The following is a 25118-nucleotide window of genomic DNA, read 5'->3' on the forward strand; positions in this document are numbered from 1 at the left end:
GATCACATCCATTTCTTTATAAATACAGAGCTTCTGCTCTTTATCCGATACATCATGTCTACCGCAATGTGCTGCAGTATAAATGATGATATCGCCCTTCTAATTTGCCTCTGAGTCGGGGTATAGCCCAGTAAACCAGAGCGGATCCGGCTCATCTCTTTAAACCCTGTCTCATTGATTAATGATGAAGTTTTCTGCTGCTCGTGAACTCGAAAAGCCCCCATAAAAAAAGGCACATGGGCAAACCGGGCACCAGCCTCTTTAAACCGAATCAATAAATCCCAATCCATTGCAAAACGGAAGGACTCATCAAGCTGCCCCCCCGCTTTTTCCCAGATTTCTCGCCGCCAGAATAAGGTTTCCTGAGGCACAAAATCAGCCCAGGATAAAACACGTTCATTATGGCCCGGCAATATCCAACGCCCGATTTCCAACCCTTTTTCATCAATCAGCAGTCGATTTCCATAAACCACATCCACCTCTGGATGAGTCTGAAAATAATGACTGACATAGGCAAGGGTGCCTGGTAAAAGCAAATCATCCGAGTTGAGGTAAGCCATGATATCGCCGTCGGTCTTTGCAAATCCAAGATTGATGGCCTGAGTTTGGCCCTTATCCGGTTTGGACACCCAGTCGCTGAGCTTATTATTGTATTGTTTCAGTATGCTCAGTGTTTCATCTTTTGAGCCGCCATCCTGAATAACATATTCAAGATTAGGATAGTTTTGTTCGAGGACACTTAAGATAGTTTGCTCTATAAATTGTCCCTGTTCATAGGAAGGCGTAACCAGTGAAATACGTAAGGGTTTATTAATGGGTATAGCTGGAGGCCGATTGATTTTACTAAGCGGGCGGGGGGCATATTGATTCAGATTACCCAATCGGGGTCTTAATATTTCCAATATCCGGATTTTCATGCGCTTAATCCAGAATGGACAGTAGATTCTGTAGGAGGAATTAATGAAAGCCCATTGCTCGTGAATCAGCTTGTCCTGCTCTTCAACCAGCTTTTTTAATGCCTGGTTTTCATCCAGAGTTTGCTCCAGGCTGAGCCAGTCAATTCCATGCTTTTTTGCAAATTCCTGCAATGATTTGTTATCAGGCACAAATCTCTTCCTTCAATAAATTCCGTCTGCTAACTGCCTGGTATTCTAATTGAATTTCTTTAATTGGAAATCCCAAAACACGCTTTTCCCCTGTTTTTTTTATTTCCTCTGTTTTCCAGGGAACTGCCAGTATAAGCAACCAGTAACCCTCTTCCCTGTCAAAATATTTTTTATCAAGCCTAAGCCGAATTTCATTGCCCAGATCATTAATTTCAAAGCGCTCAATTCTGTCATTATCGATAAAAAAGACAAGTTCTGAAGCGGTATCAACAAGCCGAACCCGATTGAGTAATTTAATGCGAATACTATGCGATTCAGGGTTTAAAAAGAGCCTGATCGCACTCATTTTTTGGCTCCATCGAAAAGCCTCTCCCTGAAAATTCTCCGGATTATGGAATCCATAGAGCAATACATCATCAACCGTTGCCAAAGAATAATGCATCTGACTGGCGATTCTATTTTTTATTGGCAGTTTCTTCTGCTCCATTGCGAACTTAACTCGATACCAGACAAAACTTTGCTCGCAGTAGTTATAAAAGTTTTTCCATGCAAATGGCGTTTTTTTTCGGGAAAAAATAAAGCAATATTTGGATAGTAGTCTTGGCATATTGTAACGGCAGAAAAAATAAGGCCTTGCAAAAAAAGAATGAAACAATAATGTCCCGACCTCTTTCCTTAAAAACAGTTGGTCTGACTTCATCTTTGCAGAAAGAAGAACCAATGCCTTATTGAAAACTACCCTGGCCAGGGAAGGATTATATTTTTGAATATCTTCCCATTCTTTAGGTATACCAAAATAGCGTTCATGATGGGCTTTCTGCTCACCTGCAAGCCTGAACAGGACTTCGCCCGAAGTACACTCACTTAGAAATTGATCCAGTAATGCGAAACTGTCAACAAAGACATGCGATACGCCCACTCCGGGCGCATACCCTAAAGAATATCCCCGCTGATGAAAATCAGCAGCTATTATCCAGTAAGCGAAGCGATTATACTGATGTGCAAATCCCCCCACCGCAAAATACACCTCGCGCTTTATGCCAAACGCGTGCAAGGTCACTTTAGCCCAGCAATCGGGATTTTCAAATTCAGAAACACCAAGGTTATATAACTTAAGTTCAAATTGCGACAAAGTGTTTCTGCAGATGGCTTCCGTACGTGGATAAAAACCGTCATAGGTTTCAACTTTAAAAAAGTGCAGCGCCTGTTGAACAGCATCCGGTTCAGCGATGCAGTGTGATTCTGTGAATAACAAAAAATCGCCTCTGGCAAGCGTCGCACCATAGTGACAAAGCTCGATTTCATTTGCGGCGTCAATACAAACAACATTGGGGAGTGCTCCTGTCTTCGCGGTAATCTGTTCCACTAATTCTTGCTGATGCTTGTGGAAAACAATAATCACCTCATAAAGACCTGGGTCACAGCGCTGTTTTTTAGTCCAGCTCAGGATAGCCTCTTCAGCAATGCCCCGATGCGTTTCCATTGGTAATATGACTGAAATAAGGGGCGCTTTTCCGCTTGCCTTTCTTTTTTGGAAATTAGATCTTTTGTCCAGTTGAATTAACTCATCGGCATCAAGCGGTACACTGATTACTCTATGCTCTTTGGCACTAATCAATGAGGCTTGCAATGCTCCGAGAGTGAATAAGTGACTTTCGAGCGCCTGTTTCGGTACTTTATTCTTCGTCAAAATCTGATCGTAGAATAGTTGCAGGGAATTTAAGTATTTTTCTGGAGAGGTGAAAACTGTTTTCTTCTTGGGGGAAAGAAACGTCGCCTCCTCATAATGCGAACATAAATGGGCATGAGCCACCCCATTTTCACCGACAATGCTAATACGGCGCTGAAGCCATTGCTCCAAATGCGGTTGAGGGTTTGCATCAAGCAGACCACAGGACAAGTAAGCATCAATTCCGGACTCAAGGCGCATGGTGATACTCGACCACAAATCGCCCGGATGGGGATCGGGTTGATGAGAGAATGGTTTCTTAAGCAAACTGCCAAGCAGCTTCAAATCATTGGTTCCGGTAGCATCTACCCATTGTATCTTTTGCTCATTTGTAAACCAGCGAATCAAATCAATCATATGAGAACCCTGATGGTAAAGATTCCCATAACAGGCTGCCTGTATAAGGCGTATGTTCCCAAGCTTGCCCGCTGTAATTGCTTCTTTCATCGCGATAAATTCTTCGCAATAGCGGGATTGATGCACAATAAATAATTTCCAGCGTTTTGCGACACAGCTTTGGCTAATCGCAAGCCCTTCCTCAATGGAGAGAGCCAGAGGTTTTTCAACTATTAAGGTATTTATCGAATCAATGCGGGATAGTACAGGAAGCAATTCCTTTCTAATCTGTGGCGGTGTTGCAATCAATACAATATCAGGCTCTGAAGTCTGTAATCCTTGCTCAAGATTTTCAAATACAGGAAACTGAAAGCTTTCCCGACAATTCTGCCTGGTCAATGAGGAAGGCGCATACCCCCCCACAATGAGCACATCCTGCCGCAGACTTAATAAGCCGGCATGAACTATTCCTCTTTTACCCAAACCGATTATAAATACTTTATACATAACTGCCTTGTTCACATTTAAAGCTAAATCAGATACTTCGCAGAAACAGGCAAACCCACCTGCCCAAGAAAAGGTGCTGTTTCATTTTCATAGTCCCAACTAACTGTAATAGGCCCAAGCAAATCCGTTTCATCCAGCCTCTGCCCGCGATTTTTCGCTCTTTCATATCCCTGAGTGACCATTAAACTATACTGACCCGCCTCTACCATAAGTTTCATTTGTAGTTCAAAAACTCTGATATGGGATGGAGGATTATCGGCAATCACATTAAGATACAAACTGCCTGTTGTGGTTTTAACCGAGCCGAATTTATCATAGAGTATAACTGTAATATGATTCACAACACGCGAATCCGGCATGAATTTAATGCGGATTCTCATTGTTTCACCAAGCCGAAACGTCGTTGCCGGCAACCCTTTCTCACCATACAAAGCGACTGCAAGCAATCGCCCCTGATTGCCCTTTTTTGTATTCCAGATAGCTTCTTTACCGGGAATATCAAACTGCGAGGGGATGGTCTTTTCATCCGTCTTGTTTTCCTTCAAATCAGGAGTTTCCAATGCTTCAGGAAGGCTGTTGCTGTCGAGCGCTTCATTAAAAAACAATAAAATTCCCTTATTCACAGGACCGTCATACAGCAACTCACCCTGCTTCAGATACAGTGTCCGCGAGCATAAATCCCGCACGGTGCTCATATCATGCGAGACGAATAATAAAGTAGTTCCCCGCTGGTGCAGATCCCGAATGAAGCGAAAACACTTCTGCTGAAAGAAAAAATCTCCCACCGCTAGCGCTTCGTCAATAATCAGGATATCGGGTTCAGCTAAAACCTGAACGGCAAAGGCCAAACGCATCCTCATTCCTGTAGAATAGGTTTTTACAGGATGATTAATTGCAGCGCCAATCTCGGCAAAAGCCTCAATTTCAGCAAAACGCTTAAGAATTGCCTCCCTGGATAAGCCTAGAATCAGGCCGTTGAGAATCACATTTTCACGCCCGGAATAATCGGGATTAAAACCGCTCCCCAATTCCAGCAAGGCGGATACTCGCCCTTTCACAGAGACACTTCCACTGCTGGGTCTTAATGTCCCGGCAATAATTTCCAATAAAGTGCTTTTCCCCCCGCCATTGCGGCCAATAATGGCCACCGCCTCACCCCGCTCAACTTCAAAACTGATATTTTGAAGCGCCCAAAGCGCCTCCATGCCCTGAGTATGTCTTGGCCAAATGGCGTTTAATAATCGGGCCCGAGGATTGGTAAACAATTTATAACATTTACTGAGGTTCTGAACCTGAATCACTTTCTCATTCATGGCTTAAACCAGATCAGCAAAATCAGGTCGAAGACGCTGAAACAATCCATAGGCTCCCCAGGCGAATAATGATGAGAGTGCAAAATAAATCAGTAAATTTTTAAACATTGGCATTTGTCCCCCAAAAAGCACCAGCCGCAGCTGTTCCACGATAAACGTTAATGGATTAAATACCAGCGCATGCTGTAACCCAGGCGGGGCGGCTTCTCTGGCATAGAAAATGGGGGTCATAAATAAAAGACTGTGACTTAACATTGCGGTTAACTGACTGATATCCCGTACCATCAAACCAAAAGCAGAAAGAAGCCAGCTCACCCCCAGAACCAGAGGGAAAAAACAAAGCAAAATCAGCGGAAAAAAAAGTATATTTATGCTGGGAAACCCCAATAACACAATATAACCCAGGCACCACACTCCTACACTAATACAAGCATTGAAAAAGGCACCGGCTACAGTCACAAACGATAACAGCTCCAGAGGAAAAACCACTTTTTTTACAAAATTGCTATTGCCCGAAATCAGGGAGGGGGATTTGTTGAGACAATCTGCGAATACATTAAAGACAATGAGTCCTGAAAACAGCATTAGCACATATTCAGCGGTTCCACCGGAAAAACTCCAGCGAGCTTTCAGGATTACAGCAAAAGCCAGCGTGTAAACTGTAAGGAGGTATAAAGGCTGCAGGAAAACCCAAAGCACCTCCCCTGCCGTTCCCCTGTAGCGACTTGAAAATTCGCGTTTGCTCAGTTCAAAAACAAGCTGACGATACCGCCAAAGTGAAGAAAGCAATTTGAAACATCCTGTTATTGGAAATCCGACCGGAAATAATGGTTGTCCCGGATTGAAGAGCGAATCTTATCAATTTTTAAAGCATTCCTCCAGAGGAATAAGCTATCAAATTTTGCAAACTACTGCCTGTATGACTATATTTAAAATTGTTCATTAATTCATCTATTCGGGAAGAGGTGTATGATTCCTGATCATCCAGTTAAATGCACAAAACTGTCTCTTGGGGAAATTGATCATTACACGCTGATTGTGGAAAATGCAGAGAAAGTTGCCGATTTTCATATTAATCTGCTGGGATTCAATTTTCAGTATATTAAACATGTCAATTCAGGAACTGTTGCTGACCCTGATCATGACATGACCAATTATATTCTGACTTTGCCTGCTAATCCTGCTATTTTTTGTGTGATTACCCAAGGAATGAATGAAGAAACCGTCTTTAGGAAATATCACCGCAAATTCGGCGAAGGAATTCATCATATTGCCTATAAAGTGGATGATCTATCCAGGAATTGGAATATTTGTGAGGAGAATAAAATTACCAGAACCTCCACAGAGATCATTACTGATCCCGTCAGCGGATTAAAACAATTTTTCATCGTCAAAGACCTGGGCGGTTATTTTATTGAATTAATTGAGCGGTCAGATAAAACAGTGGGGCCAGAAGATTTTGCCAGCCAGAATATGAAAAAATTATCGGATAGTATTAAGAAATATGTTTAAAGCTAATAGGTTAGCTTAGGTGCACAACGTAGGAACACTCACTCTGCGAGTGTTCCGGGTATTATTGGCATAGATCATGAAGCTTTAGTAAAACTACAAGATCCTTTATAGGTCTCGCCTGTAGACTCCAGATTATTATATAAAACAGACTTAATCTTCATAACCAAAGTATTATCGTTAAGTGACAAAGTAGCTTCTGAAATTAAAGTGAGTACATTTTTCTCATCATAACTGCTATAAGTGGTGGTTCCATTTGCAGTTAATTTTGTTTTAGTTGGGTTCCATGTTAATCGCAATTGTGTATTATCATAAGTAGTCTTGCTTGAAGAAGCCAGGGTTGTCATGGCACCAAATAGAAATTCCTGACCATCCAGAGAAATTGAATCATCAGATTGATCTATTTCCATTGGAACAGGTCCATCAATATCACTGCAAGTACCGATCCAGTTTCCAGAGAAGTTCGTGGCTTTAGTCTCTGAATTTATCGAAATCGCATTTTGGGTTTTGGATTTTAGTAAATTTTTATTGGCAAATATGATACTGGTAAGTGTATTACTGGAATTGGCTGTGCTGGCAACTACTGTTACCAAGAGGATACTTGCTATTGTTCTTTGTAACATCAAATTCTCCAATTATTATGACCTGTTGTTCCAACCTATGGCGAGCTTAGTATAATGAAATTAAATTTTTTTTCCATTTTAATTTAACCCATTAAACTGCAGCTCCCCGGATAACAGAATTCATAATAATCTATCGTCATAAAGCTTGTTTATGATACAAAATAAGAAATCAATCGCAGGCAAAGGATAGTCGCTGATGAAAGAATCTGAATTAATGGCTCTTGTACGGGATTCAAGGGTGAATATTGAAGGATTTATTCCCGGATTGTGCCTATTTTACCGTAACACTTCTGAAGACGATTGGAGAAAAGCTGGTGAAGCGCGTCTGGAGCAAATTGAGAAGGCCCATCAATTAATTCAATATCTGGATAAAGTTACCAGAGATTTTATGGAGATTGATAGTACCCTGTTTCAAAACCAGAAAAGCTACATCAAGGCCAACTTTCAGCGAATTCATGAGTGGCTTATAGACAAGTCCGATGTGGTTATCTACCATGTTACAAAATTTCATATTTTTAATGAAAATCCCTTTGGAATCATTGTCCTCGATCGACCCGCAGATACCAGGAAATGGCATTATTTGTATGCAAGCTTTCAAGCTCTTGTTGCGGATGTATATTACCGGGTTGGATATCTCAATCAACTGGTTGAGAAAAAGCTGGAAGAAACACCTGCTGTTCAATCGTCTCCTTTGAAAAAAATTACAGATATAGCAAGCGATTCCAAGGAGCTTAATTACTATTATTATCAATACGGACGACAATGTTCGCTTACAATACCGGCATCATTTTTTGATAATGAGAATACAATTCAGTTATCCTCAGAGCAATTCGGAAGCTTTGTACTGGGTGTTTATCATTTTTTAAATCAGCATCAGCCTGATTACGCCGAAATATCCAGGCTTTTCACATCGCAGAGTAGTCGCCAGTTATTATTGATTTTTAAGGCGGTTCACAAACTTGCCCCGCATCATCTTGATCTCACCGAAAGCCTTTTCCCCTATCCACAATCCCCTTCAATCCAGGCACTTAACAGAACACTTGCAACTACAAAAGACTATCCTGCCCTTTCACTTCTTCTCCCCGGCTATCGTAGTGAGGCCATGATTTCTATTCTAGAAAAACAAATTAAAATTGAACAGGAATTCAGTGATTTTTTTAACGAAGAAACCAGGAAATCACTAAGTGATATGCCCAAAAAAATGTATAACTCGCCCGTTGAAACGATTAAAAAGTCCATATTGACAATAAAAGAAATTAATCAACAACTCCTTAAAATGAGAAATTTGCTGGATATTAATCTACTGCCGACTAATGAATTGCATTCTATTTATATTAACTTTCTCTCTTATGAAGAAATGCTTTATGAGACTTTAACTATCTCCGCAGGCTTAAACTTCCAGGGCCTGGAGTTTTCGACTGTCATTTCGCCTTTTGAACAAAACGATGGATTATTACAGGGAAGTTATCAGCCCCTGCTGTTTGAGAGCTATTATCTCCTGAGGAGTCTATGCATTGCTTTATCCTCAATGTTAAAAAAACCTGCCTTTACACGCCATCAACACCATGAAAATTTGAAACAGTCTTCACGAGAAAAAGACTGCATTTACTATTGTTTAGGCCGGGATCTGGAACTAAACGGATTAGCTCCCAGTAAAACAGAGTCCTCTTACTCTGCTTATCTGTCAGGATTATATTTCGCATTGTATCTTCATGATGAAACTCTCACTGTTCCTCCTCAATACCCGGAAACAGGCAAAGCAGAACTAATGCAGGCGGTAAATGACATCAGAAAAACCATCCTTTATCGATTAGCAGCACAATCCCTTAATCAATGTGAGCTTAAACCCTATATTCCAGTGAACCCCTTTGAGCAAACCTTAAAACTTCGAAAATCGATTAACACCCTGTTAAGCCTTGCGGCAGTGAGGGAGGTGGGAATGTATGCCTTGCCGAGAAGACCATCCGAACGAACCTACTCTCCCCCTGAAGAGACTATGGCCAATTTATCTCTCTGAGCTCTGAAACTGAGGTCTTGCACCGCCTACTATTTTTATAGTAGTATCTACTAAAAATATAGTAGAAATCCAGTCATAACCTCGGAGCAATCAATGTCCCCAAAAAAAACACCTTCGACTATAGCTCATGAGCGCCTTCTCACCGAAGTAGAGCTTGAATTGATGAATATCATCTGGAGTCTTGGGACTACCACAATTAAGGAAGTGGTTTCACATCTATCTAAAAAAAGATCCCTAGCCTACACCACGGTTGCTACTGTGTTTAAGGTGCTCGAGAAAAAAGGCTTTCTAAACTGCCAGAAAAGTACTCATGCTCATGTGTTCATGCCGGCTGTTTCAAAGTCTGAATATGAAAGCACTTGCCTGGATCATGTGGTCGCTAATGTGTTTGATGGGGAGCCCCTGGCACTTGTCCAACGTCTGCTAGTTGCCAATAAACTGCAACAGCAAGATATTCAGGCGATTGAAAAAGCGCTAAAACAGTTAAGCCTTGATGAAAACCTGACAGGAATTGAATAATGTTATTTTTGGAAATTGTATTAAGCATTCATTGCCTGATATTATTAAGCTCCTGGTTTATCCGGCTTCCCTGGCTTACGGAGCAACCCTCACTTAAACTAAAGCTCACCCGTCTTTTATTAGCCAGTTGCGTCATTTCGCCGCTTATAATTCAAAGCATTCCTTCAACGCCGAACATAAAACTGCCAAAACTCGTCTCGCTGGACAGTCTGCAACACTACATAAAGCGGCCAGTTGTAAGCAATGACTTAACCCAATCAGCTCTTGACTCCCCGATACCCAAGGTTAGCGAGCTAAGTTATCTAAAACTGTTTCTGCTGCTATTTAGTTTATTTATTTCCATTCGCACTTATTGGGTATATGCGGATTGGACTAGATTACGCAGTCTTTTAAGCGAGGCCATTCCTTATCGAAGCGCTGGTAGATTGCGGGTGAAAGTCTCTGATCAATGCCATATCCCCTTTTCTGTCAATCTGTTTGGAAAAGCTTATATAGTGTTGCCGGTTTCATTATTGTCTACTCCTAAATACGCAAAAATTGCGATTGCTCATGAGGGTCAGCATCATCGAAACGGAGATTGCGTATGGGCATATATAGTTGAAGTTTTAAGAATTATTTTCTTTGCCAATCCCGGTATGGCTCAGTGGCAGCGGATCTTAAGCGATTTACAAGAATGCGCATGTGACGAAAAAGTAGTCAACCGCCGCAACATTTTAGCACTTGATTATGGCCGCTGCCTTTTCCATGTTGTACAAAACTTGTCTTGTAATTCTATGCAATCAATTCCTGCGTTTGCCTGCACGGTAGGTATGGCTTTAAGCAAAGAAAATAAAGACTCCGCTTTTATTATCAGGAGGATTTCAATGTTAAACCAATACTCAGGCAATAGACCCCGAAAAATGCTATCGGGAACAGCGATTGCCGTATTTTCCATCTTGCTGCCGCTCTGCGTGGCCTATTCCGCCACCGGCACATTAAGCGCAGCGCAGATAAAAGAAATGGACTTATCCGCGCTCGATCAAAGAATTCAGGCGATTGCAGAAAAGGAAGTCAGTAAAGCGATTAATCAGTACCATGCAAAATCGGCGGTGGTCGCAATCGCAGATGCCAGAACGGGAAATCTGATTGCTTTTGCTGAATTAAGTCAGAGTAAGGGATACCCCAGCTGGAAATCACGTCTTTTCTCACCCGGTTCTACCATCAAACCCTTTATTGCTGCTGCAGCAATGGACTCAGGGAAAAGCTCAGAAAACCAAGTCTATGATTGCTCTTCACCCTACTCTGTTAATGGAAAAACGTTTAGAGACAGCGATCCGGGCATAACCACCGCCTCTCTGTCAGAAGCTTTGGCGAAATCCATCAATGTGTGCCTGATTAAAGTGACCGAACAAACGGGAGCTCCGATCATTAAAGAAAAACTAAGCCAGTTTGGATTTGACATGAAGACCGGTTGGCAATCTGGCCAAAATGAAAGCCTTCAGCTTGCAGAAACCGCTGTGGGGGAAAATATTCCGGTAACAATTGGATCGCTCACTCAGTCTTATGCCATCCTGGCGAATAAAGGCCATCTGTTTTCACCCGCACGTCCTGCCGTCATTTCAGAACAAACCGCCAGTTCTATCACTCATATGCTTGAAAATGTGGTGAAGAAAGGAACAGGCAAACTTGCTGATATTCCAGACATTGAAGTCGCAGGTAAAACAGGAACACTTCTGGAAAATCCTCAAGATCCCCAAGGACTTAAGCTCGCCCTGTTTGCCGGATATATTCCTGCAAATGCACCCCGCTATGTGATTACCGTCATCGTTGAAGAGGGTCATTTTACCAAGAATGGCGAGGTATTGAGTAATGGTGGAGAACTTGCGGCTCCCGTATTTCGCGAGATTGCTATTGAAAGTATGAACGTAAGCGCTACAAGATAATCCTCCCCTCTGCATTAGCAGAGGGATAACCAGAGAAATAATAATGAAACAATACGCCTTGCTGCTTCTTTTACCTGTATTAGCTTTTGGTTCTTCCCTTCCACCTCAGAGAAGCTGTTTTCTGATCAAGGAAAATCAAAGGATCCTGAAACAGGAAGGAGAGGACTGTAATCAACGCTATGCCCCCGCATCCACCTTTAAAATCGCATTAAGTCTTATGGGCTTTGATTCAGGTATTTTAAAAGATCCGCTTCATCCGCTGTGGCCCTATAAAAAGGAATATGAACTGTATCTTAATGTATGGAAATACCCTCACAATCCCAGTACCTGGATAAGAGATTCCTGCGTCTGGTATTCTCAAGAGTTAACAAGACAACTGGGCATGCCCCGTTTTAAAGCTTATGTGCAGGCATTCGATTACGGTAATCAGGATGTTTCTGGTGATAAGGGGCAAAATAACGGTTTAACTCATGCCTGGCTATCAAGCTCTCTCGCCATTTCTCCGACAGAACAAGTGGACTTTCTTCAAAAGCTAATCAATCATCAATTACCCCTGCAAGACAAAGCCTATGCCATGACCAAAAAAATCCTCTTTATTCAGGAGCTGGTCGGCGGCTGGAAGTTATATGGAAAAACGGGTAGTGGACAGCAATTATCGGCGGACAAAAGCCATAAATTAAACTTGCAGCATGGATGGTTTGTGGGCTGGATAGAAAAGGATGGACGCGTTATTCGCTTTGCAAGTCATATGGCTGACAGCAAGGAGGAGTCGAGTTTCGCAAGCTTCAGAGTAAAAAATGAAATGATGATAAAATTATGGTATCTCATTAATGAACTGGAGAAATGATCAAATAGCGAGGCCAGAGGTTTAATGCTAAACTGCAATCGCCTTCATAAGAATATTCAAGGAAAGAACACTATGAAACGTATATCCATTGCCGCTGTATTACTGTCTGTTTCCTCCTGTGCTCTGGCTGCCACCCTCACATCGATGAGTCAATCGGAAGTCAGCGATGCCTTAGGCGATAAAACGCTTACCACCATATCCGCAGCAACGCTTAATGGTAAAGTGCTCCCTGACAGTTTCACCGGTTATTTTGCTAAAGACGGTAAAATGATGGGTGGATTTGCTCAAAAAACAGCGGATGCTCCGCAAAATGATAAAGGAACCTGGCGGGTTAAAGAGGATGGCAGTGTTTGCATGACCTGGGAACACTGGTTTAACGCAAAAGAGGAATGTGTTTATTTTTATAAGCTTAATAATGGATTGCTGGCAGTAGGTGCGGATCAGAATTTTGAAAGTGTTATTTTGAATTCAGAGATTAAATCGGGTAATCAGCTTTCATCCAGTCAGGGTCAATAACATGATTTGATCTTTTCTGGATGCCCCGAACAAGTCGTGGCACGTAGATAGAAGTCTTCACTTCCCTCCCCAGGTGCCTCGAACAAGCCCCCTACGTGCCTCGAACAAGCCCCCCTACGTGCCTCGAACAAGCCCCCCTACGTGCCACGACTTGTTCGGGGCATCCATAGATCTAACCACCTGGCAGCGGAGCTGTTTCTTTTACAGCAATCATTTCCTCATATTCTGTCACGCTGTGAGGCTTGTAAAAGTTCCAGAAATGACGTTTCATTTCGCAGAGGTCTTTAATTCTGTTTTTAATGGCAGCCTCATCAAAATGCTTGGTTTCATCAATAACGTCACTCAAAACCTCTTTTAATAATCGCACTTTTTCGGAGTTTTCGCCGCAGGTTTTTCGATTGATCCCTTTACTGATATTAAAAATCAGTTTTTTTAGAATTTCACGATATTCTGTTCTTTTGACATGATTTACAATTGGCTCATTCAAAAAAGTTTTTAATTGCTCAATTCCTTCATCAGATCTTGAGGAGATTATCAGGTGGCTGAGCCTGGCTTTATCAGCCAATTGAGTAAAGCTGATCAGTGCGTTCTGATTCTGAATATCGCATTTTGTACCCAGAAGTATCACTTTGGATTTTGGATGCTTTCTGGTAATTTCGTCAATCTTTTGTTGATAATCGGCTATATTCAGAGGCGCATCCAATGAAATATCAACACAGTATAGTATGGTTTGTACACCATTAAGATAGGCACTACCCAGACTTTCATTAAAAGGGTCATCTACTGTGTCACAAAGCTGGGCTCTTTTTTTTCCACAGGAATACTCAAAAAAATCATGACCAATGGTTCTTCGGTATGAGGTTTGGAAGGAACTTCCAATCAATCGGCGAACAAGCTGCGTTTTGCCGGTATTCGGTTTACCCAGTATCGCAATTTTATATAATGACATTATATAAACTCCATCAAGCGAGGACTTCATTCACATGGAATTTTGTCCATCCTTGTTAAATGCCTGTAATTAGCCTGCTGACTTTTTGGCTGATTCTGCCTCAATATTCAGGATTACATCGTAACTCCCCAGGTTGTGGATAAGTTTGATCTTAATTGAATCAAACGTCTCAACGTCATCCTGAACGCAGTGAAGGATCTGGGGAGTTACATTATCTCTACAAGAGCTGTGCACAATTGTACTGATTTGTCGCTGGTCTGTCCATTTCCAAAGTGGTCAATACAGTAATAGTCTTATGGTACTTTTTAAAAGAGGAAGTGTTGATTTTATTCCCTCTCTCTAACTCTCTTCCCTAAGGGGCGAGAGGATATAAAGGAAAATATCTACTGTGGTCATTTATTTTTGGTTAAAGAATAGACTTGTTCAGCCCCCTGCCTTAACCCACGGTTTTGAAGATGAGAAGGGACATCAAAAGGTTTATTATATAGTTGATTTATATTAAAACAGGCACTGTACAGTTCAGTCACCTCCTGTTCATCTACTGAAAATGGTGGTCCTCGCATCTCGTCCTGGTTGTAGCTTGTTGTGATCAAAAACATCTTTGTTTCTGGCCGAATCAGTTCCGTTAAATGCCTGGCATAGGCTTGACGAAGCTCTGCCGTTAAAGCAATCAGCGCTGCCCGATCGTAAACTGCATCGATGTTGCCAATAACAGACGGTCTGATTTCGAAAAAATCACCTGATAACAAAGTGATGGTGCCGCTGCTATAGACTGTGAAATTGTCGACTTCGACTATCCTGCAAGGAATCTTGTTTTCTTCAAAAAAAGCATCACAAGCCATTTGACTGTATTCAACGCCAATGACCAGATAGTCCTGTTCTGAAAGCCATAGCATATCTATACTCTGCCCGCACAAGGGCACAAAAATACGAGAACCCGGAGCTAAATTCAAAGACGGAAAATAGCGCTGCATGAGTTTATTGGGTTGCTGCTGATTAAATCCAATATCCCTGGCCTGCCATTTCTCTTCCCAATAATTTTTATCCATGCAGAAACCTCGCCTTACTAATCAGTCACAAGGCCTTGATTATGCCATGAAGTATTATTCAGCTAAAGATTGGTTTTTTTTTCAGGTTTGTAAAAAAATAGGGGGAATGGGCAGGAATTACTTTGAAACCCTCCGCTTTCGCGGAAGGTGAACATATTCCGGGATTTAGGCAAATGAAAGATCTTGACTAGACTCATCTTCTTCAGAGCATGAAGGCAGTGAATTCCAGGCAGCCCCAGCGAAATCAGCTATATTTAAAAGCGAACCCACTAATGTGATAGCAAGAAAAGCCAGACTATAAACTGCTAGCTCTTTAGCATTACTCATTGCCTTATTTCCGTCTGCCTTATTGAAGGCTAAGTAATTACAAAGTCCCCAGAAAACACTAGCTGCAGCAGCCAGAGCCAATCCAGCAGTTATCACAGTGCCAATAACTGGAGCTGTTACTATACTTAAAAGTCTGGATGAAAAATCCCAAACAGATTCAAAGGCCTCAAACAAGTGGATTTTTTTTTCGGCTGAGATGTCATTATCATTTTGAGTAATTGCGGAACTAAGCGTAGTTCCAAATAAATTTAATCCAAAATGTCGCTTTTTCATTTTTATCCTCTTCAACTCTTAAAAAAGAAGCCAATTCTAACATGCTGTAGAAAAACAATACAATTAATTTCTAACAGAATCCTTATTTTATTAAAACTTAATCTAACAGCATAAATTATAAGCCAATTAAATTTTGCTTACTTACATGAAATATGATCCAGGCAAGAATCAAAGTGTCCTAATTTTAATAAACTGATGGGAAGATGAAAGGATGAGTTTAAATCCCCTCCGCCTTTGCGGAAGGGAAATATGCTCTTTAATGCAAGCTTGTTTAGATGGAAGGAGATTCACTTAAGTTTTCTTCTTCGGAACACGAGGGCAGTGTATTCCATAAAGCGCCGCCAAAATCCACTATATTGCAAGGTACACTTGCTAGACCTACAAGTAAAATCGCCAGAGAAAAACCTATATTTTCGCTAGCTTTATTCATTGTATGATTCCCACCTTTTATATTGCCAGCCAGGTAGTTGCAAAGCCCCCATAAAAACTGAGCAGCTGCTACTATAGCAAATCCCGCAGATACTGTCGTAATAATGATGGGAGCGACAGCCAGACTGATTAGTCGAGATGCAAAATCTGAAACTGACTCAAATTTATCATAAAAGCGAACTTGATCTTCTTTATGTTTCTCATCATCCGTCATAATACGAAGTGCAGTAGTTCCAAATAAATTAGTTGAAAAAAAACGTGCCATTTGTTATCCCCTTAAATAAAAGAACCCAAGATTAACATACTGTAGAAAAATTAGGCAAGTGTTTTTTAATAAAAATGAACACCAGCCACTAAAAAATTACTCGACAATCACTTCGTAAAATTTATTTTCCGTCCTTAATTTTTCCTTAATAATTTCTGCTTAGAATTGCAGGCATTTTGCTTGTTTCAGGTGAATTTTGAAAACACTTTACAATCTATGTAATGAAATACAAGAAAAGGAGCTTAGAATCCTCGAAATATTTTTCTCCTTTTATAAAGAAAATCTTGAAGTGCTTAAAGAGATTAATAAGGGAAACCTTCTCAATGAAACAGATATGAAGCAATTAAAGATTTATTTATATCCCTTTAAGAACATTCATTCGCTGATCGCTCCAAACACAACCCTGGGCAGCAAAACCATACTGAAATTTTTCACTCTGAATCATCTTAAGGTGACCCCAGAAGACTCAGAAGATGAGTTGATTAAAAAACTGCTTATGCTGGTTGCTTCGCCTGCATTTCTATCCATCCGTAAAGCAGCAGCTCTTGCCTTAAGCCAATATAAAGAAGCAAATCAATTTTACCAGCGATTAGCGGAAACGCTGGCCTGGCCCTCTTTAAGATCCCGGCACCTTCAGGACAAACATATTGTTTGCGTCCAGATATTTTCACAATTTGCCATTTTGGGTAAGGAACTTTTTGAGCTCAATCAAAGTACAGGCTCTCGGCTTATCAGCGAAACATTTGTCAACATTGCCGAGTCTGCGAATCAATTTATTGCCCCTGAACCCGATACAATCAAAGAACTGGAAAGACTCGAAGCCGTCAGGCAAGAACTTCAAAATCAATTGGATCGGCTGGAGCAAAAAGCCAGGAAACTGCAACAAGCTTCCATGGCGCTGCAGATGAGATTTCAGATAGCTGAACAAATGATGCAAGCTACTGATATACAAAAACAAAATCAGTTGTATAGCAAGTGGAAAGAAGGCTCATCACCTCTGGAATTTCCATCTGATCCCGCAAGTCTGACAAAACTATCTCAGGAAATTGCCGAACTGGACGCTCAGTTACAACAGCGAAATGCAGGCATTGAGCCAATCCAAAAACAGATTGACCAGGTAAAACGATTGTTAGACAAGAACAAAATGGAAATTACACAGCATGACTCCACTTCAGAAATAACTGTGCATCCTGATGTTTCTACATTGCTTGGTAAGCAGCATAAGTTAGAACCGGTTCAAACTACTTTCCGGGTCGTTGTAGAAGAGACGCTGACAAATGGAGAAAATCCGGAACCCAATGAACACACACCCAGTGCCGGCACATCAAAACACGGATTTTTAACGAGAGCACGCAGTCTGACAAATCTTGGCAGAATACGCTCTTCAAGCTCTCCCCAGCAAAAACATACAAGCACTGAAAAGGAAAAACCCTTGCCGCAGAGTTCCTCTAATATCGAAACAAAAGGGAAAGCCCGAATCCAGTTTTTCACTGATAAGCCTCCTGCTGTCGAGCCATTACCGCCATTGCAGCAAGTAATCAAAGAACTCAAATCAACCAAAGGTTTTTCATTGGAACCTAAAGGGCTTACCGGGTAAATGACAACTTAAAATAAAAATCCCCTCTCCCAAGCTGGGAGAGGGCTAGGGTGAGGGTTGATTCTAAACCAGCCTCAGTGCCTGCATGAGAATGAAATATTTTGTACACAGAGGCAATCTATTAATTGCATCCAGCTAATCTTGCACAGGCGCATTACAAAACACTCGACCTGCTTCTTTACTTCTGTCATATTACGGCTGGAAGTGACCTTTAAAGGACTTATTATGACAAAAACTCAAATACTATTATTTCATTTTTTATTAGTATGCTTAAGCAGCGCATTTGCCGTCGATAGTTGCGACAGCTTATCACGTTCATGGCAGGGTGAAGGTCGGTATGTCAGCCCGTATCTCGCTTACCTATTTGATGCACAGGCCTCGTTCACCAGAGAAAATGGATTGAACAGTTTTCGATTCAATTACACTGCTCACGGTGACGTTGAAAATGGCAACACCTATTCCTATCAACTGGAATGCGAAAGTGGATTTTTATCGATTAACGATGGACCAGTTCAGGGTGAAGGCGCGGTTACCGGTACCAGATTGGTATTAAAACTATTTGATGGAACAGGCTACACCTTCTTGCGACTGAAGTAGTACATTGGGGAGGCGCTTATAAAGTCTGATGGATAACATGCGTGACCACTCCCCAGATAATCAGATCCTGATTTTCAGTGATATCAATGGGTAAAAAAGCAGAATTCTCAGGCATTAATTGAACCTGGCCGTTGATGCGTGACAAGCGCTTGACGGTTAGCTCCCCATCGACTGCCGCAATAACGATTCGCCCATGTGCAGGCTCAAGGCTGCGATCGACAACGAGCAAATCGCCATTGACGATCCCCGCATCTTTCATTGAATCCCCGGAGGCTGTTAACAGAAAAGTAGACGAGGGATGTTTAATCAGAAATTCATTTAAGCTGATATAGGCTTCAATGTAATCATCCGCCGGGGAAGGAAATCCAGCTTTCACTTTACAGCTGTATAAAGGAATGGACGCTGGATTCGCCCCTGTAATCAAACATTTTACTTCCTCAATGCGAGACATCGGAATACGCATCGCCTTGGTGGATTCACCATACTGGTTGCTGCCCCTGGGCCTCCCGGAACCTTCACGTTTCCCGCCTCTCATCAACTCTATCCGCCCATTGATAACTGTACTTTAATCAGATTATATTGAAAGCATAAGGGCGTGTAAAGCAGAAAGCTTCAGGGATTATGGATGCAATACGCACTGAACATTTCATCTGTGGCTGCCATATTGTTATCGGGCAGAACCTGATGTAAACCTTGCAATAATGATAAATGATTTAAAACATCCAGCAGCTGATCGGCATACAGAACAGACATACTCGGATCTGTACAATAGTCAAACCGGCTTGAATTTCCATCATCAAGGCGCCAGCCCTGCGTGGTCAAATAGCATCGGAGCGATAAGGATTGACCCTCTTTTTTATAATCGATAGTTAATACCCCTTTTAATGAACTGGTACGAATCAGCCATTCGTTTTCTTTCAATAAATGAAATCCTCGTACCCGGCCATCTTTTCCGTGGCACACTTCATGGCGGAGGCTGCTGGAGATTAAGGCCGAGGAAAAAACTAAATATTTGGTATCAGGCTCTCCAGGTTCTTCTGGCTCAATGAAAAAAAATTCGTATTGGTGCCTTCTCATAATGTTTTCCCTCGTCTATTAAAATTAATCACCTTTCATATACAACTGACTACAAGTCGCTCTTTATGTCTGCATTTTAACCAAAAACCACCTTTTACAGAACTACCTGATTTGGAAACCTCTTTTTTCCAAATCAGAAAACAATTCTTCAATAGTATTTGTCGCTCTGAGAGAGATAGCAGAATGAGAAATATCTGGGCAATCTCTATTCCCTTTAATTATCAGCATTTCTGATAACTATGCACATGCTTATCCACAGTTTTTGTGGATAAGTGAAATTGCAGGAATTAAATAAAAAAATGTAAAATAAACGAATAAATACAGGTGGTTACGAGGTCGATTTATAAAATGAGCACTGGAAAATGCAGAAGAAGAGAGCAAAATTATCCACAAGGAGAAAATAATGCTTTTCGGGCGTGCATCTTATCCAATTTTCTTATAAAGAACCAGTCTTGACATTTCATGATTATTATTGTGGCTTGATAGTGTGAACACACCCGTCCAGTATGTAGCATAGCTGGAACACAAACCATCAAACCGCCTATAATTTAATGACCAGATTTAAATCAGACTCAACATGCCAGAATCCTTAAAAATCGTGATAGATGGACCCAGCGCCGGATTGGTGGAAATAATTATCGAGACAGATTCATCAACGATTAGCGCCGCCTTTATTTATACCCCAGACGCTGCAACTCATGCCCCACATGAAATGTTATTGGGCTATCATGATGCCGCCGGAGAAGCGCATCAGCTCCCCATGACTCTCGAAAAAAATGGTCAATGGACAGCGAATAGAACGATGGTTCCTAATGAGAGCAGCGATTTTTATATGCACCCGAATGTAAAACCGGGAAAATTAACTCAGAAACCTGATATTATCAGCAAAATCGCATTGTCCGATGGAAAAATTATAGCTTCGGTTTATGAGAATCCTGAGTTGCCCACAGAACGCAAAGGCAGCATCCAAAGGCGAGTCCTTAACGCTGAGGGAATTTTAAGTGAACCCGTGGATGAGCATCATCAGATAAAACCAGGAGAGCAGTTAATAGAAATTTACATTCCAGCAGGATATGAGGCTTCAGACTCCAAAGACTACCCTGTCCAGGTAATGCTGGATGGCGGCATGCATTTGCGTCAGGATGCTTTTGGAAACAGCATGGGTACTAAAACTATTCTGGATAATTTGATTGCAAACGGCCGCATGCCCCCCATTGTTGCCGTCTTTGTCTCCCCTTCCCCACCCACTCAGAAAGAGGGGCAATGGGTTTCTATGCCAAGACTTGAAGAATATGCCTGCGATTTAAAAACCGATTCGATGCTAAAAAGCATTCCAGGCGCACTGAAAAAAGCAGGGATGAAAACGACTGACGATCCCAGAAAAACAGGATTATGTGGTCAAAGCCTGGGGGGCCTTCAGGCCCTGTACACTGCCAGAATGCATCCTGAAATTTACGGACAGGTGATTGCTCAATCTCCGGCTGTCTGGTGGGGCCCTTCTGCCTCACGCCTGAATAATGAAGAAAATAAATCGCCTCCGCGTTATGAAGACGATGACACCTGGCGAGCTCCCCTGAACAATCAGGAAGAGCAGCAATACTTATTAAAAATGCTGGACACAGGATATGACCAGTTGTCCAGACAGACTGTTCCCCAAGGGGAGGTAAGTATTTATCTGCAGGCCGGAACCCATGAAACAGGCGATAGAAACCAGGGTGACGAACCACTAACTCAAGCCGTTATGTCTTTGGCCAGGAAATTAAACATTGGATGCCGGCTTCATAATGGAGGCCACACTGCAGAATCATGGGCCACGGGATTAGCCGTACTCCTGCCTCAGGCACATCCTGCACAGCCGATTTTAGAGAAAAACCGCGAGGTCGATGCCATTGATGACATCACTCGCAGTTCCACCGAGAAACTGATACGTTCGGCAAATATTCAAGGAGCGGCTATTGCTTCTTATAGCAATGAACACATATCAACCCTGTCAATAGGAACAATAGCCAAAATCCCTTTTGGCGCAGCCTCTCTTAGTAAACCAGTTTTTGCTTATCTGGTCTTAAAACTTTTGGAAGCCAATAAGGCCGATGAGGCCATTCCCGGTTTTGGCAAGTTTAATTCATCGGATAGTCAATTTGGTTTAGAGACTCCATTGTATCGAGTGTTTCGAGATGCGAGCGGAGAAACATTAGCAGACAATGACAATCCTTTTCTTAAGCATTTCAAACCGAAAGATTGGAATCTGGCAAAACAGTTGAATGCAAAAATAATCCTTTCCCATCGAACTGGCCTGCATATTGTGGAGCAAAAGCCCTACTCCTTTCAGTTTGAGCCAGGAGCCTATTATGCTTATTCCGGGCCTGGAATTGATTGTTTACAAACGGCAATTGAGGAACTCACTCACAGCGATCTGGAAACACTGGCCTGGGCAAACGTTTTTGCACCCCACGCTTTAAATATGCCCCACAGTAGTTATGGAGATGAACCCGTTGCTGCGAATAGCTTAAAAACTACGGCTGAGGAGTATGCAACATTTGTCAGCTCATGGATTAATGATGAGCGCCTGAATTATGCATTCAAACCTCAGGAGCCGATTTATACGATGGAAAATGATTATTTCCCCCAATCAAAGGATATGCTGGTGGAGGCTATTAATGTGGATGCAAGTGACAGAAAACAAGTGAGCTGGGGGCTGGGCGTCGGGCTTGTAAGAAAAGATAAAGAGGTAGTGGGCGCTTATCATACGGGGGATATGGACCAATGGCGCTCAGGATTTGGAGCAGAAATTGATCCTGAAACCGGGCGTTGTCAAACTACCCGGGTTTATTGTGCCAATGGCGCGAATGGGCATATTCTTGCTGAAAAGATTTTACCCAAAGCGCTAAGCCCTGCATTAAATTATTTTTTTCCAACTTATGGTTTTGCTCGAAATGTAAAAGAACTGGACGAAACCAGTTTCCACGGAATGAATCCTCAGCGTTTAAAACCCGATTTAAAGGAAAAGGCTTATCAAACAAAAAATATCAGCAATCGCTACAAGGAACTCTTGCAAGGCACTAAGTCTACAAAAACTGATTTAGCAGCGACAGAGGTATTGGATTCCACTCAACACGCAAAGCCAACAACACCCAATCCATTTTCGATTGAGCCTAAGCCCCACTGAAGACTGAAACAGGGTTTACCGGGCTCGCTTCATCTCCTTTTATACTCTGCTTAAATGTTTTTAAGCGCTCTTTACAATAACTGACATTATTGATCTTGGTAATACCATCGAGCCAATCGCTAAATTTAGATAGTTGAATTCCAATGCTGAGCAATATTCCGGGAGCCTGGCCTCTTTTTTCTTTCATTATTCCACGGACTCCAAAGGAAAAATGGGCGCCAGCATCTTCCAGGGTTTTTAAAACGGAGTAGTCTGTTTCCCTGGCAGTTTCAACACCTAAGTAAATTGATTTAAACAATCTTTCGCGCGATTCTCTGGCAAGTGTGTGAGAAGCGGTATCGCATAACAATTTTACCATGTGCGGCTGATTGGTCTTCACGGCAAGCAATGTATAATGGAGCAGCATTTCATCATCAGGGAACCTGCCGGCCTTCTTCAATTGATCAAGCAGCAAGGATACCGATTTGGTGTTGCTGATTCCACAATTTCCTTTTTCTCCAATTGCCGCTTCAATAGCATCCCTATCCTTATATTTATTGAGAATATGATCAGCTATTTGCTGTTCAGACAGAAATGGATGCGATTTTTGCCGATAGTCATTGAGTAAATCACTCAGAATTTCCGGACTACCTCCAGCGGCAGCCTGATTCAGATATTGGGTGGCATTTTGCTCTGATACAATCAAATTCAAATAATTATTTTGAGTGACATCATTTTGAATTAAGCACTTAAAGCTGCCGTATTTACCACGCATTAAGGCGAAATCAAAAAGAAGTCGACTAATTTCAGGTCGTTTAACCAGGCTTATTAACTCCTGATTGCCGCTCTCCAGCATATAATCAATCACTTTTTTATTATTACTCATTACGGCATAGGTTAATCCTTTGAGCATATCAGTACTGCCAGGATTCGACTTTTCACAAATTAATTCCACTGCCCTGGCATTGTTTTTTCGGCAGGCAAAAATGAGTTGGGAAAATTTTTCCTCTTTCTTAAGCTCATTATCCTGTCTGGTGCAGGAAGCGTTCACATCGAGATAGCGGGCAAATAATTCCGCAGAAGAAGGCAATGCAGGAGTGCGTATTTCAGCTATGGGGTGCCTGACAACTTCCAAATCAAGACCTAAATCCCCTTTCCAGCCGCATTTTCTTGCAATTTCACGAACACCCACTATTAAGGACTTCTCGTCGGCACAGTGAATATAACCTTCTGGATCATTAGGGTCCGCCAGACGATACTGGCCATTTTCCAATCTTGAAACACTCACTGCATGATTGGTGAGCGTTAATAACATTCCCTCTCCAGGCTTTAGACTAATATCCTGAAGTACTGAAACCCACTTCTCATCGGTGGCAATCAGGCTCATTTTCAAAGAAGGTTTCAGAGGATGACCATTAATCGACAGATTGGATAGTGAATGCCTTTGTTCTTTAGTCGAATCAAAAAGATGGGGAGAAAAGGCAACGAGAGTCTCAACTACAAAATGATTGACTTCATTTATAGAGCCTTTATCGAGCTTTTCCAAATTGGCTATTTTATCTATTATTGAAAAATATTCGCTTTCACGGTTTTCAAGAATATATTTGCAACGCAGAACCGCTAACCCCCGGCATATGCCATCAATAGGCATGCGAACAGGCAAATTCTGACTTTCCAGATATTTATTCAGGTTCTTAATTACATTCGCCTGATTTCTTTTGGGAATGTTGAGCTGTGTTCCGGCAACCATTTCAATTCGCAATACATAACGATTTATGGTTTATTTTAGCGAATTTAGATTATTGAAATATTAACAAGGGAATGATATTCATCAGGAGATTTCAAAGCGCCTGACAAACAAAAACCATCTAAAAAGATGGTTTCTGTTGCAGGTCCAAGAGACGCCCTTTAGCGTTTCTTTTCCTTACACTTTAAGTATAGTACACATAAGGCCACTGTCAAATTTTGACTTTATTCCAGTCCAATTGATTTAGGCGGGCACAAGTAAGCGTTGCCAAGGTTGGTAACATTGGTCTGCTCTGAACCACCGCTCATAAATCCGCTGCGTCGATCAAAAGAGCCGCTCATGGAACCTGTCACTCCGGCACGATTGGTAACTAATTGAATATAGTTTGCACCTAATTTTGCAGCTTTATTCTTAAGATCATTCATTGCACCTTCTTCCAGATTTTTATTGGAAGTAAAGCCTCCAGTGAAAAAGTTACCTTGATTGCCGACCACTTGTCCTAAGTACTTGCAACCCTTCGGTACAGGATTTGGCGAAGCAATGACACGGGCTGTTTGCGGATCGGCTGGAATGGATGCACAGCTGCAAATTAAAGTGCCAAGAGCAAACAGTGACAAAATCTTTTTCATTTTTTACAACCTTTGTTTTTGTTTATGGGCAATTTATGCGCACACATCATAATTTAACTACAATGTAAATTCAATATGCTAATCTCCTTG

22 protein-coding genes are annotated in these 25118 nt (G+C 41.7%); 9 read left to right on the plus strand and 13 right to left on the minus strand.

What is annotated here, in order from left to right:
• Positions 1-2: 2 nt before the first annotated feature.
• Genes DYH61_RS09665 through DYH61_RS09680 form a run of 4 tightly spaced genes read right to left on the minus strand, consistent with a single transcriptional unit; the run spans position 3 to position 5780 of the window.
• Entirely contained in the window at positions 3-1106 is a 1104-nt protein-coding gene (locus tag DYH61_RS09665; RefSeq protein WP_103989303.1) for a glycosyltransferase family 2 protein, read from the minus strand.
• Positions 1099-3678 (minus strand): Gfo/Idh/MocA family oxidoreductase, encoded by a 2580-nt coding sequence (locus tag DYH61_RS09670; RefSeq protein ID WP_058508769.1) that lies wholly within the window; start codon positions 3676-3678, stop codon positions 1099-1101. The genes DYH61_RS09665 and DYH61_RS09670 overlap by 8 nt, the downstream gene beginning before the upstream one ends.
• A 23-nt stretch (positions 3679-3701) precedes the next feature.
• Complete coding sequence (locus DYH61_RS09675; protein ID WP_058508768.1) at positions 3702-4991, minus strand: ABC transporter ATP-binding protein; 1290 nt, start codon at positions 4989-4991, stop codon at positions 3702-3704.
• A 3-nt stretch (positions 4992-4994) separates the two neighbouring features.
• Entirely contained in the window at positions 4995-5780 is a 786-nt protein-coding gene (locus tag DYH61_RS09680) for an ABC transporter permease (protein ID WP_058508767.1), read from the minus strand.
• 180 nt (positions 5781-5960) lie between these two features.
• Here DYH61_RS09680 and DYH61_RS09685 point away from each other — a divergent pair, with 180 nt between their 5' ends.
• Positions 5961-6503: a VOC family protein gene (locus DYH61_RS09685; protein WP_058508766.1), complete on the plus strand. Its 543-nt coding sequence runs from the start codon at positions 5961-5963 to the stop codon at positions 6501-6503.
• A 74-nt stretch (positions 6504-6577) separates the two neighbouring features.
• On the opposite strand, the gene DYH61_RS09690 is transcribed toward DYH61_RS09685, so the two are convergent.
• On the minus strand, positions 6578-7123 hold the full coding sequence (locus tag DYH61_RS09690; protein ID WP_058508765.1) for a hypothetical protein: 546 nt from the start codon (positions 7121-7123) through the stop codon (positions 6578-6580).
• Between the two features lie 196 nt (positions 7124-7319).
• On the opposite strand from DYH61_RS09690, the gene DYH61_RS09695 reads away from it, so the two are divergent.
• The 5 genes from DYH61_RS09695 (at position 7320) to DYH61_RS09715 (ending at position 12944) form a co-directional block, all read left to right on the plus strand.
• Positions 7320-9140, plus strand: a complete 1821-nt coding sequence (locus DYH61_RS09695; protein WP_058508764.1) for a hypothetical protein — start codon at positions 7320-7322, stop codon at positions 9138-9140.
• A 93-nt stretch (positions 9141-9233) separates the two neighbouring features.
• Positions 9234-9659 carry a BlaI/MecI/CopY family transcriptional regulator gene (locus DYH61_RS09700; protein ID WP_058508763.1) on the plus strand — a complete coding sequence of 142 codons (426 nt, stop codon included), beginning with the start codon at positions 9234-9236 and terminating at the stop codon, positions 9657-9659.
• Positions 9659-11581 (plus strand): M56 family metallopeptidase, encoded by a 1923-nt coding sequence (locus DYH61_RS09705; protein WP_058508762.1) that lies wholly within the window; start codon positions 9659-9661, stop codon positions 11579-11581. Before DYH61_RS09700 ends, DYH61_RS09705 begins: the two co-directional genes overlap by 1 nt.
• Before the next feature lie 43 nt (positions 11582-11624).
• A complete protein-coding gene (blaOXA, locus tag DYH61_RS09710; protein ID WP_058508761.1) occupies positions 11625-12428 on the plus strand; it encodes a class D beta-lactamase in 804 nt (267 codons plus the stop codon).
• Positions 12429-12500: 72 nt separating this feature from the next.
• Positions 12501-12944: a hypothetical protein gene (locus tag DYH61_RS09715; protein ID WP_058508760.1), complete on the plus strand. Its 444-nt coding sequence runs from the start codon at positions 12501-12503 to the stop codon at positions 12942-12944.
• 172 nt (positions 12945-13116) lie between these two features.
• On the opposite strand, the gene DYH61_RS09720 is transcribed toward DYH61_RS09715, so the two are convergent.
• From DYH61_RS09720 to DYH61_RS09735, 4 genes are all read right to left on the minus strand, one after another.
• Positions 13117-13893, minus strand: a complete 777-nt coding sequence (locus DYH61_RS09720; RefSeq protein ID WP_058508759.1) for a GTP-binding protein — start codon at positions 13891-13893, stop codon at positions 13117-13119.
• Positions 13894-14285: 392 nt separating this feature from the next.
• A complete protein-coding gene (gene tmpT / locus DYH61_RS09725) occupies positions 14286-14942 on the minus strand; it encodes a thiopurine S-methyltransferase (RefSeq protein WP_058508758.1) in 657 nt (218 codons plus the stop codon).
• A gap of 165 nt (positions 14943-15107) precedes the next feature.
• Entirely contained in the window at positions 15108-15542 is a 435-nt protein-coding gene (locus tag DYH61_RS09730) for a hypothetical protein (protein ID WP_058508757.1), read from the minus strand.
• A 271-nt stretch (positions 15543-15813) separates the two neighbouring features.
• Positions 15814-16236 carry a hypothetical protein gene (locus DYH61_RS09735; protein ID WP_058508756.1) on the minus strand — a complete coding sequence of 141 codons (423 nt, stop codon included), beginning with the start codon at positions 16234-16236 and terminating at the stop codon, positions 15814-15816.
• 196 nt (positions 16237-16432) lie between these two features.
• Here DYH61_RS09735 and DYH61_RS09740 point away from each other — a divergent pair, with 196 nt between their 5' ends.
• Both DYH61_RS09740 and DYH61_RS09745 read left to right on the plus strand, forming a co-directional pair.
• Complete coding sequence (locus DYH61_RS09740) at positions 16433-17833, plus strand: hypothetical protein (protein ID WP_058508755.1); 1401 nt, start codon at positions 16433-16435, stop codon at positions 17831-17833.
• 225 nt (positions 17834-18058) lie between these two features.
• Positions 18059-18430: a hypothetical protein gene (locus DYH61_RS09745; RefSeq protein WP_058508754.1), complete on the plus strand. Its 372-nt coding sequence runs from the start codon at positions 18059-18061 to the stop codon at positions 18428-18430.
• A 16-nt stretch (positions 18431-18446) separates the two neighbouring features.
• Here DYH61_RS09745 and DYH61_RS09750 read toward each other — a convergent pair whose 3' ends face one another.
• Both DYH61_RS09750 and DYH61_RS09755 read right to left on the minus strand, forming a co-directional pair.
• The gene (locus DYH61_RS09750; RefSeq protein ID WP_407927363.1) at positions 18447-18968 is read right to left on the minus strand and encodes a LexA family protein; all 522 of its coding nucleotides are present in this window, start codon (positions 18966-18968) and stop codon (positions 18447-18449) included.
• Between the two features lie 74 nt (positions 18969-19042).
• Positions 19043-19507, minus strand: a complete 465-nt coding sequence (locus tag DYH61_RS09755) for a hypothetical protein (RefSeq protein WP_058508752.1) — start codon at positions 19505-19507, stop codon at positions 19043-19045.
• Between the two features lie 577 nt (positions 19508-20084).
• Between DYH61_RS09755 and DYH61_RS15880 the strand changes: the two genes are divergently transcribed.
• Positions 20085-22673 carry an alpha/beta hydrolase-fold protein gene (locus tag DYH61_RS15880; protein ID WP_058508751.1) on the plus strand — a complete coding sequence of 863 codons (2589 nt, stop codon included), beginning with the start codon at positions 20085-20087 and terminating at the stop codon, positions 22671-22673.
• On the opposite strand, the gene DYH61_RS09765 is transcribed toward DYH61_RS15880, so the two are convergent.
• Entirely contained in the window at positions 22660-24402 is a 1743-nt protein-coding gene (locus tag DYH61_RS09765; RefSeq protein WP_058508750.1) for a hypothetical protein, read from the minus strand. The two genes, DYH61_RS15880 and DYH61_RS09765, sit on opposite strands and share 14 nt — an antisense overlap.
• A gap of 221 nt (positions 24403-24623) precedes the next feature.
• Complete coding sequence (locus DYH61_RS09770) at positions 24624-25028, minus strand: DUF4156 domain-containing protein (RefSeq protein ID WP_058508749.1); 405 nt, start codon at positions 25026-25028, stop codon at positions 24624-24626.
• Positions 25029-25118 lie beyond the last annotated feature (90 nt).

The organism is Legionella quinlivanii (assembly GCF_900461555.1).
Lineage (GTDB): Bacteria > Pseudomonadota > Gammaproteobacteria > Legionellales > Legionellaceae > Legionella_C > Legionella_C quinlivanii.

Coding starts and splice junctions, on each gene's coding strand:
- DYH61_RS09670 (WP_058508769.1), bottom strand. CDS start 3,678: ATGTATAAAGTATTTATAATCGGTTTGGGTAAAAGAGGAATAGTTCAT.
- DYH61_RS09675 (WP_058508768.1), bottom strand. CDS start 4,991: ATGAATGAGAAAGTGATTCAGGTTCAGAACCTCAGTAAATGTTATAAA.
- DYH61_RS09685 (WP_058508766.1), top strand. CDS start 5,961: ATGATTCCTGATCATCCAGTTAAATGCACAAAACTGTCTCTTGGGGAA.
- DYH61_RS09690 (WP_058508765.1), bottom strand. CDS start 7,123: ATGTTACAAAGAACAATAGCAAGTATCCTCTTGGTAACAGTAGTTGCC.
- DYH61_RS09695 (WP_058508764.1), top strand. CDS start 7,320: ATGAAAGAATCTGAATTAATGGCTCTTGTACGGGATTCAAGGGTGAAT.
- DYH61_RS09700 (WP_058508763.1), top strand. CDS start 9,234: ATGTCCCCAAAAAAAACACCTTCGACTATAGCTCATGAGCGCCTTCTC.
- DYH61_RS09705 (WP_058508762.1), top strand. CDS start 9,659: ATGTTATTTTTGGAAATTGTATTAAGCATTCATTGCCTGATATTATTA.
- blaOXA (WP_058508761.1), top strand. CDS start 11,625: ATGAAACAATACGCCTTGCTGCTTCTTTTACCTGTATTAGCTTTTGGT.
- DYH61_RS09715 (WP_058508760.1), top strand. CDS start 12,501: ATGAAACGTATATCCATTGCCGCTGTATTACTGTCTGTTTCCTCCTGT.
- DYH61_RS09720 (WP_058508759.1), bottom strand. CDS start 13,893: ATGTCATTATATAAAATTGCGATACTGGGTAAACCGAATACCGGCAAA.
- tmpT (WP_058508758.1), bottom strand. CDS start 14,942: ATGGATAAAAATTATTGGGAAGAGAAATGGCAGGCCAGGGATATTGGA.
- DYH61_RS09730 (WP_058508757.1), bottom strand. CDS start 15,542: ATGAAAAAGCGACATTTTGGATTAAATTTATTTGGAACTACGCTTAGT.
- DYH61_RS09735 (WP_058508756.1), bottom strand. CDS start 16,236: ATGGCACGTTTTTTTTCAACTAATTTATTTGGAACTACTGCACTTCGT.
- DYH61_RS09745 (WP_058508754.1), top strand. CDS start 18,059: ATGACAAAAACTCAAATACTATTATTTCATTTTTTATTAGTATGCTTA.
- DYH61_RS09755 (WP_058508752.1), bottom strand. CDS start 19,507: ATGAGAAGGCACCAATACGAATTTTTTTTCATTGAGCCAGAAGAACCT.
- DYH61_RS15880 (WP_058508751.1), top strand. CDS start 20,085: ATGCCAGAATCCTTAAAAATCGTGATAGATGGACCCAGCGCCGGATTG.
- DYH61_RS09765 (WP_058508750.1), bottom strand. CDS start 24,402: ATGGTTGCCGGAACACAGCTCAACATTCCCAAAAGAAATCAGGCGAAT.
- DYH61_RS09770 (WP_058508749.1), bottom strand. CDS start 25,028: ATGAAAAAGATTTTGTCACTGTTTGCTCTTGGCACTTTAATTTGCAGC.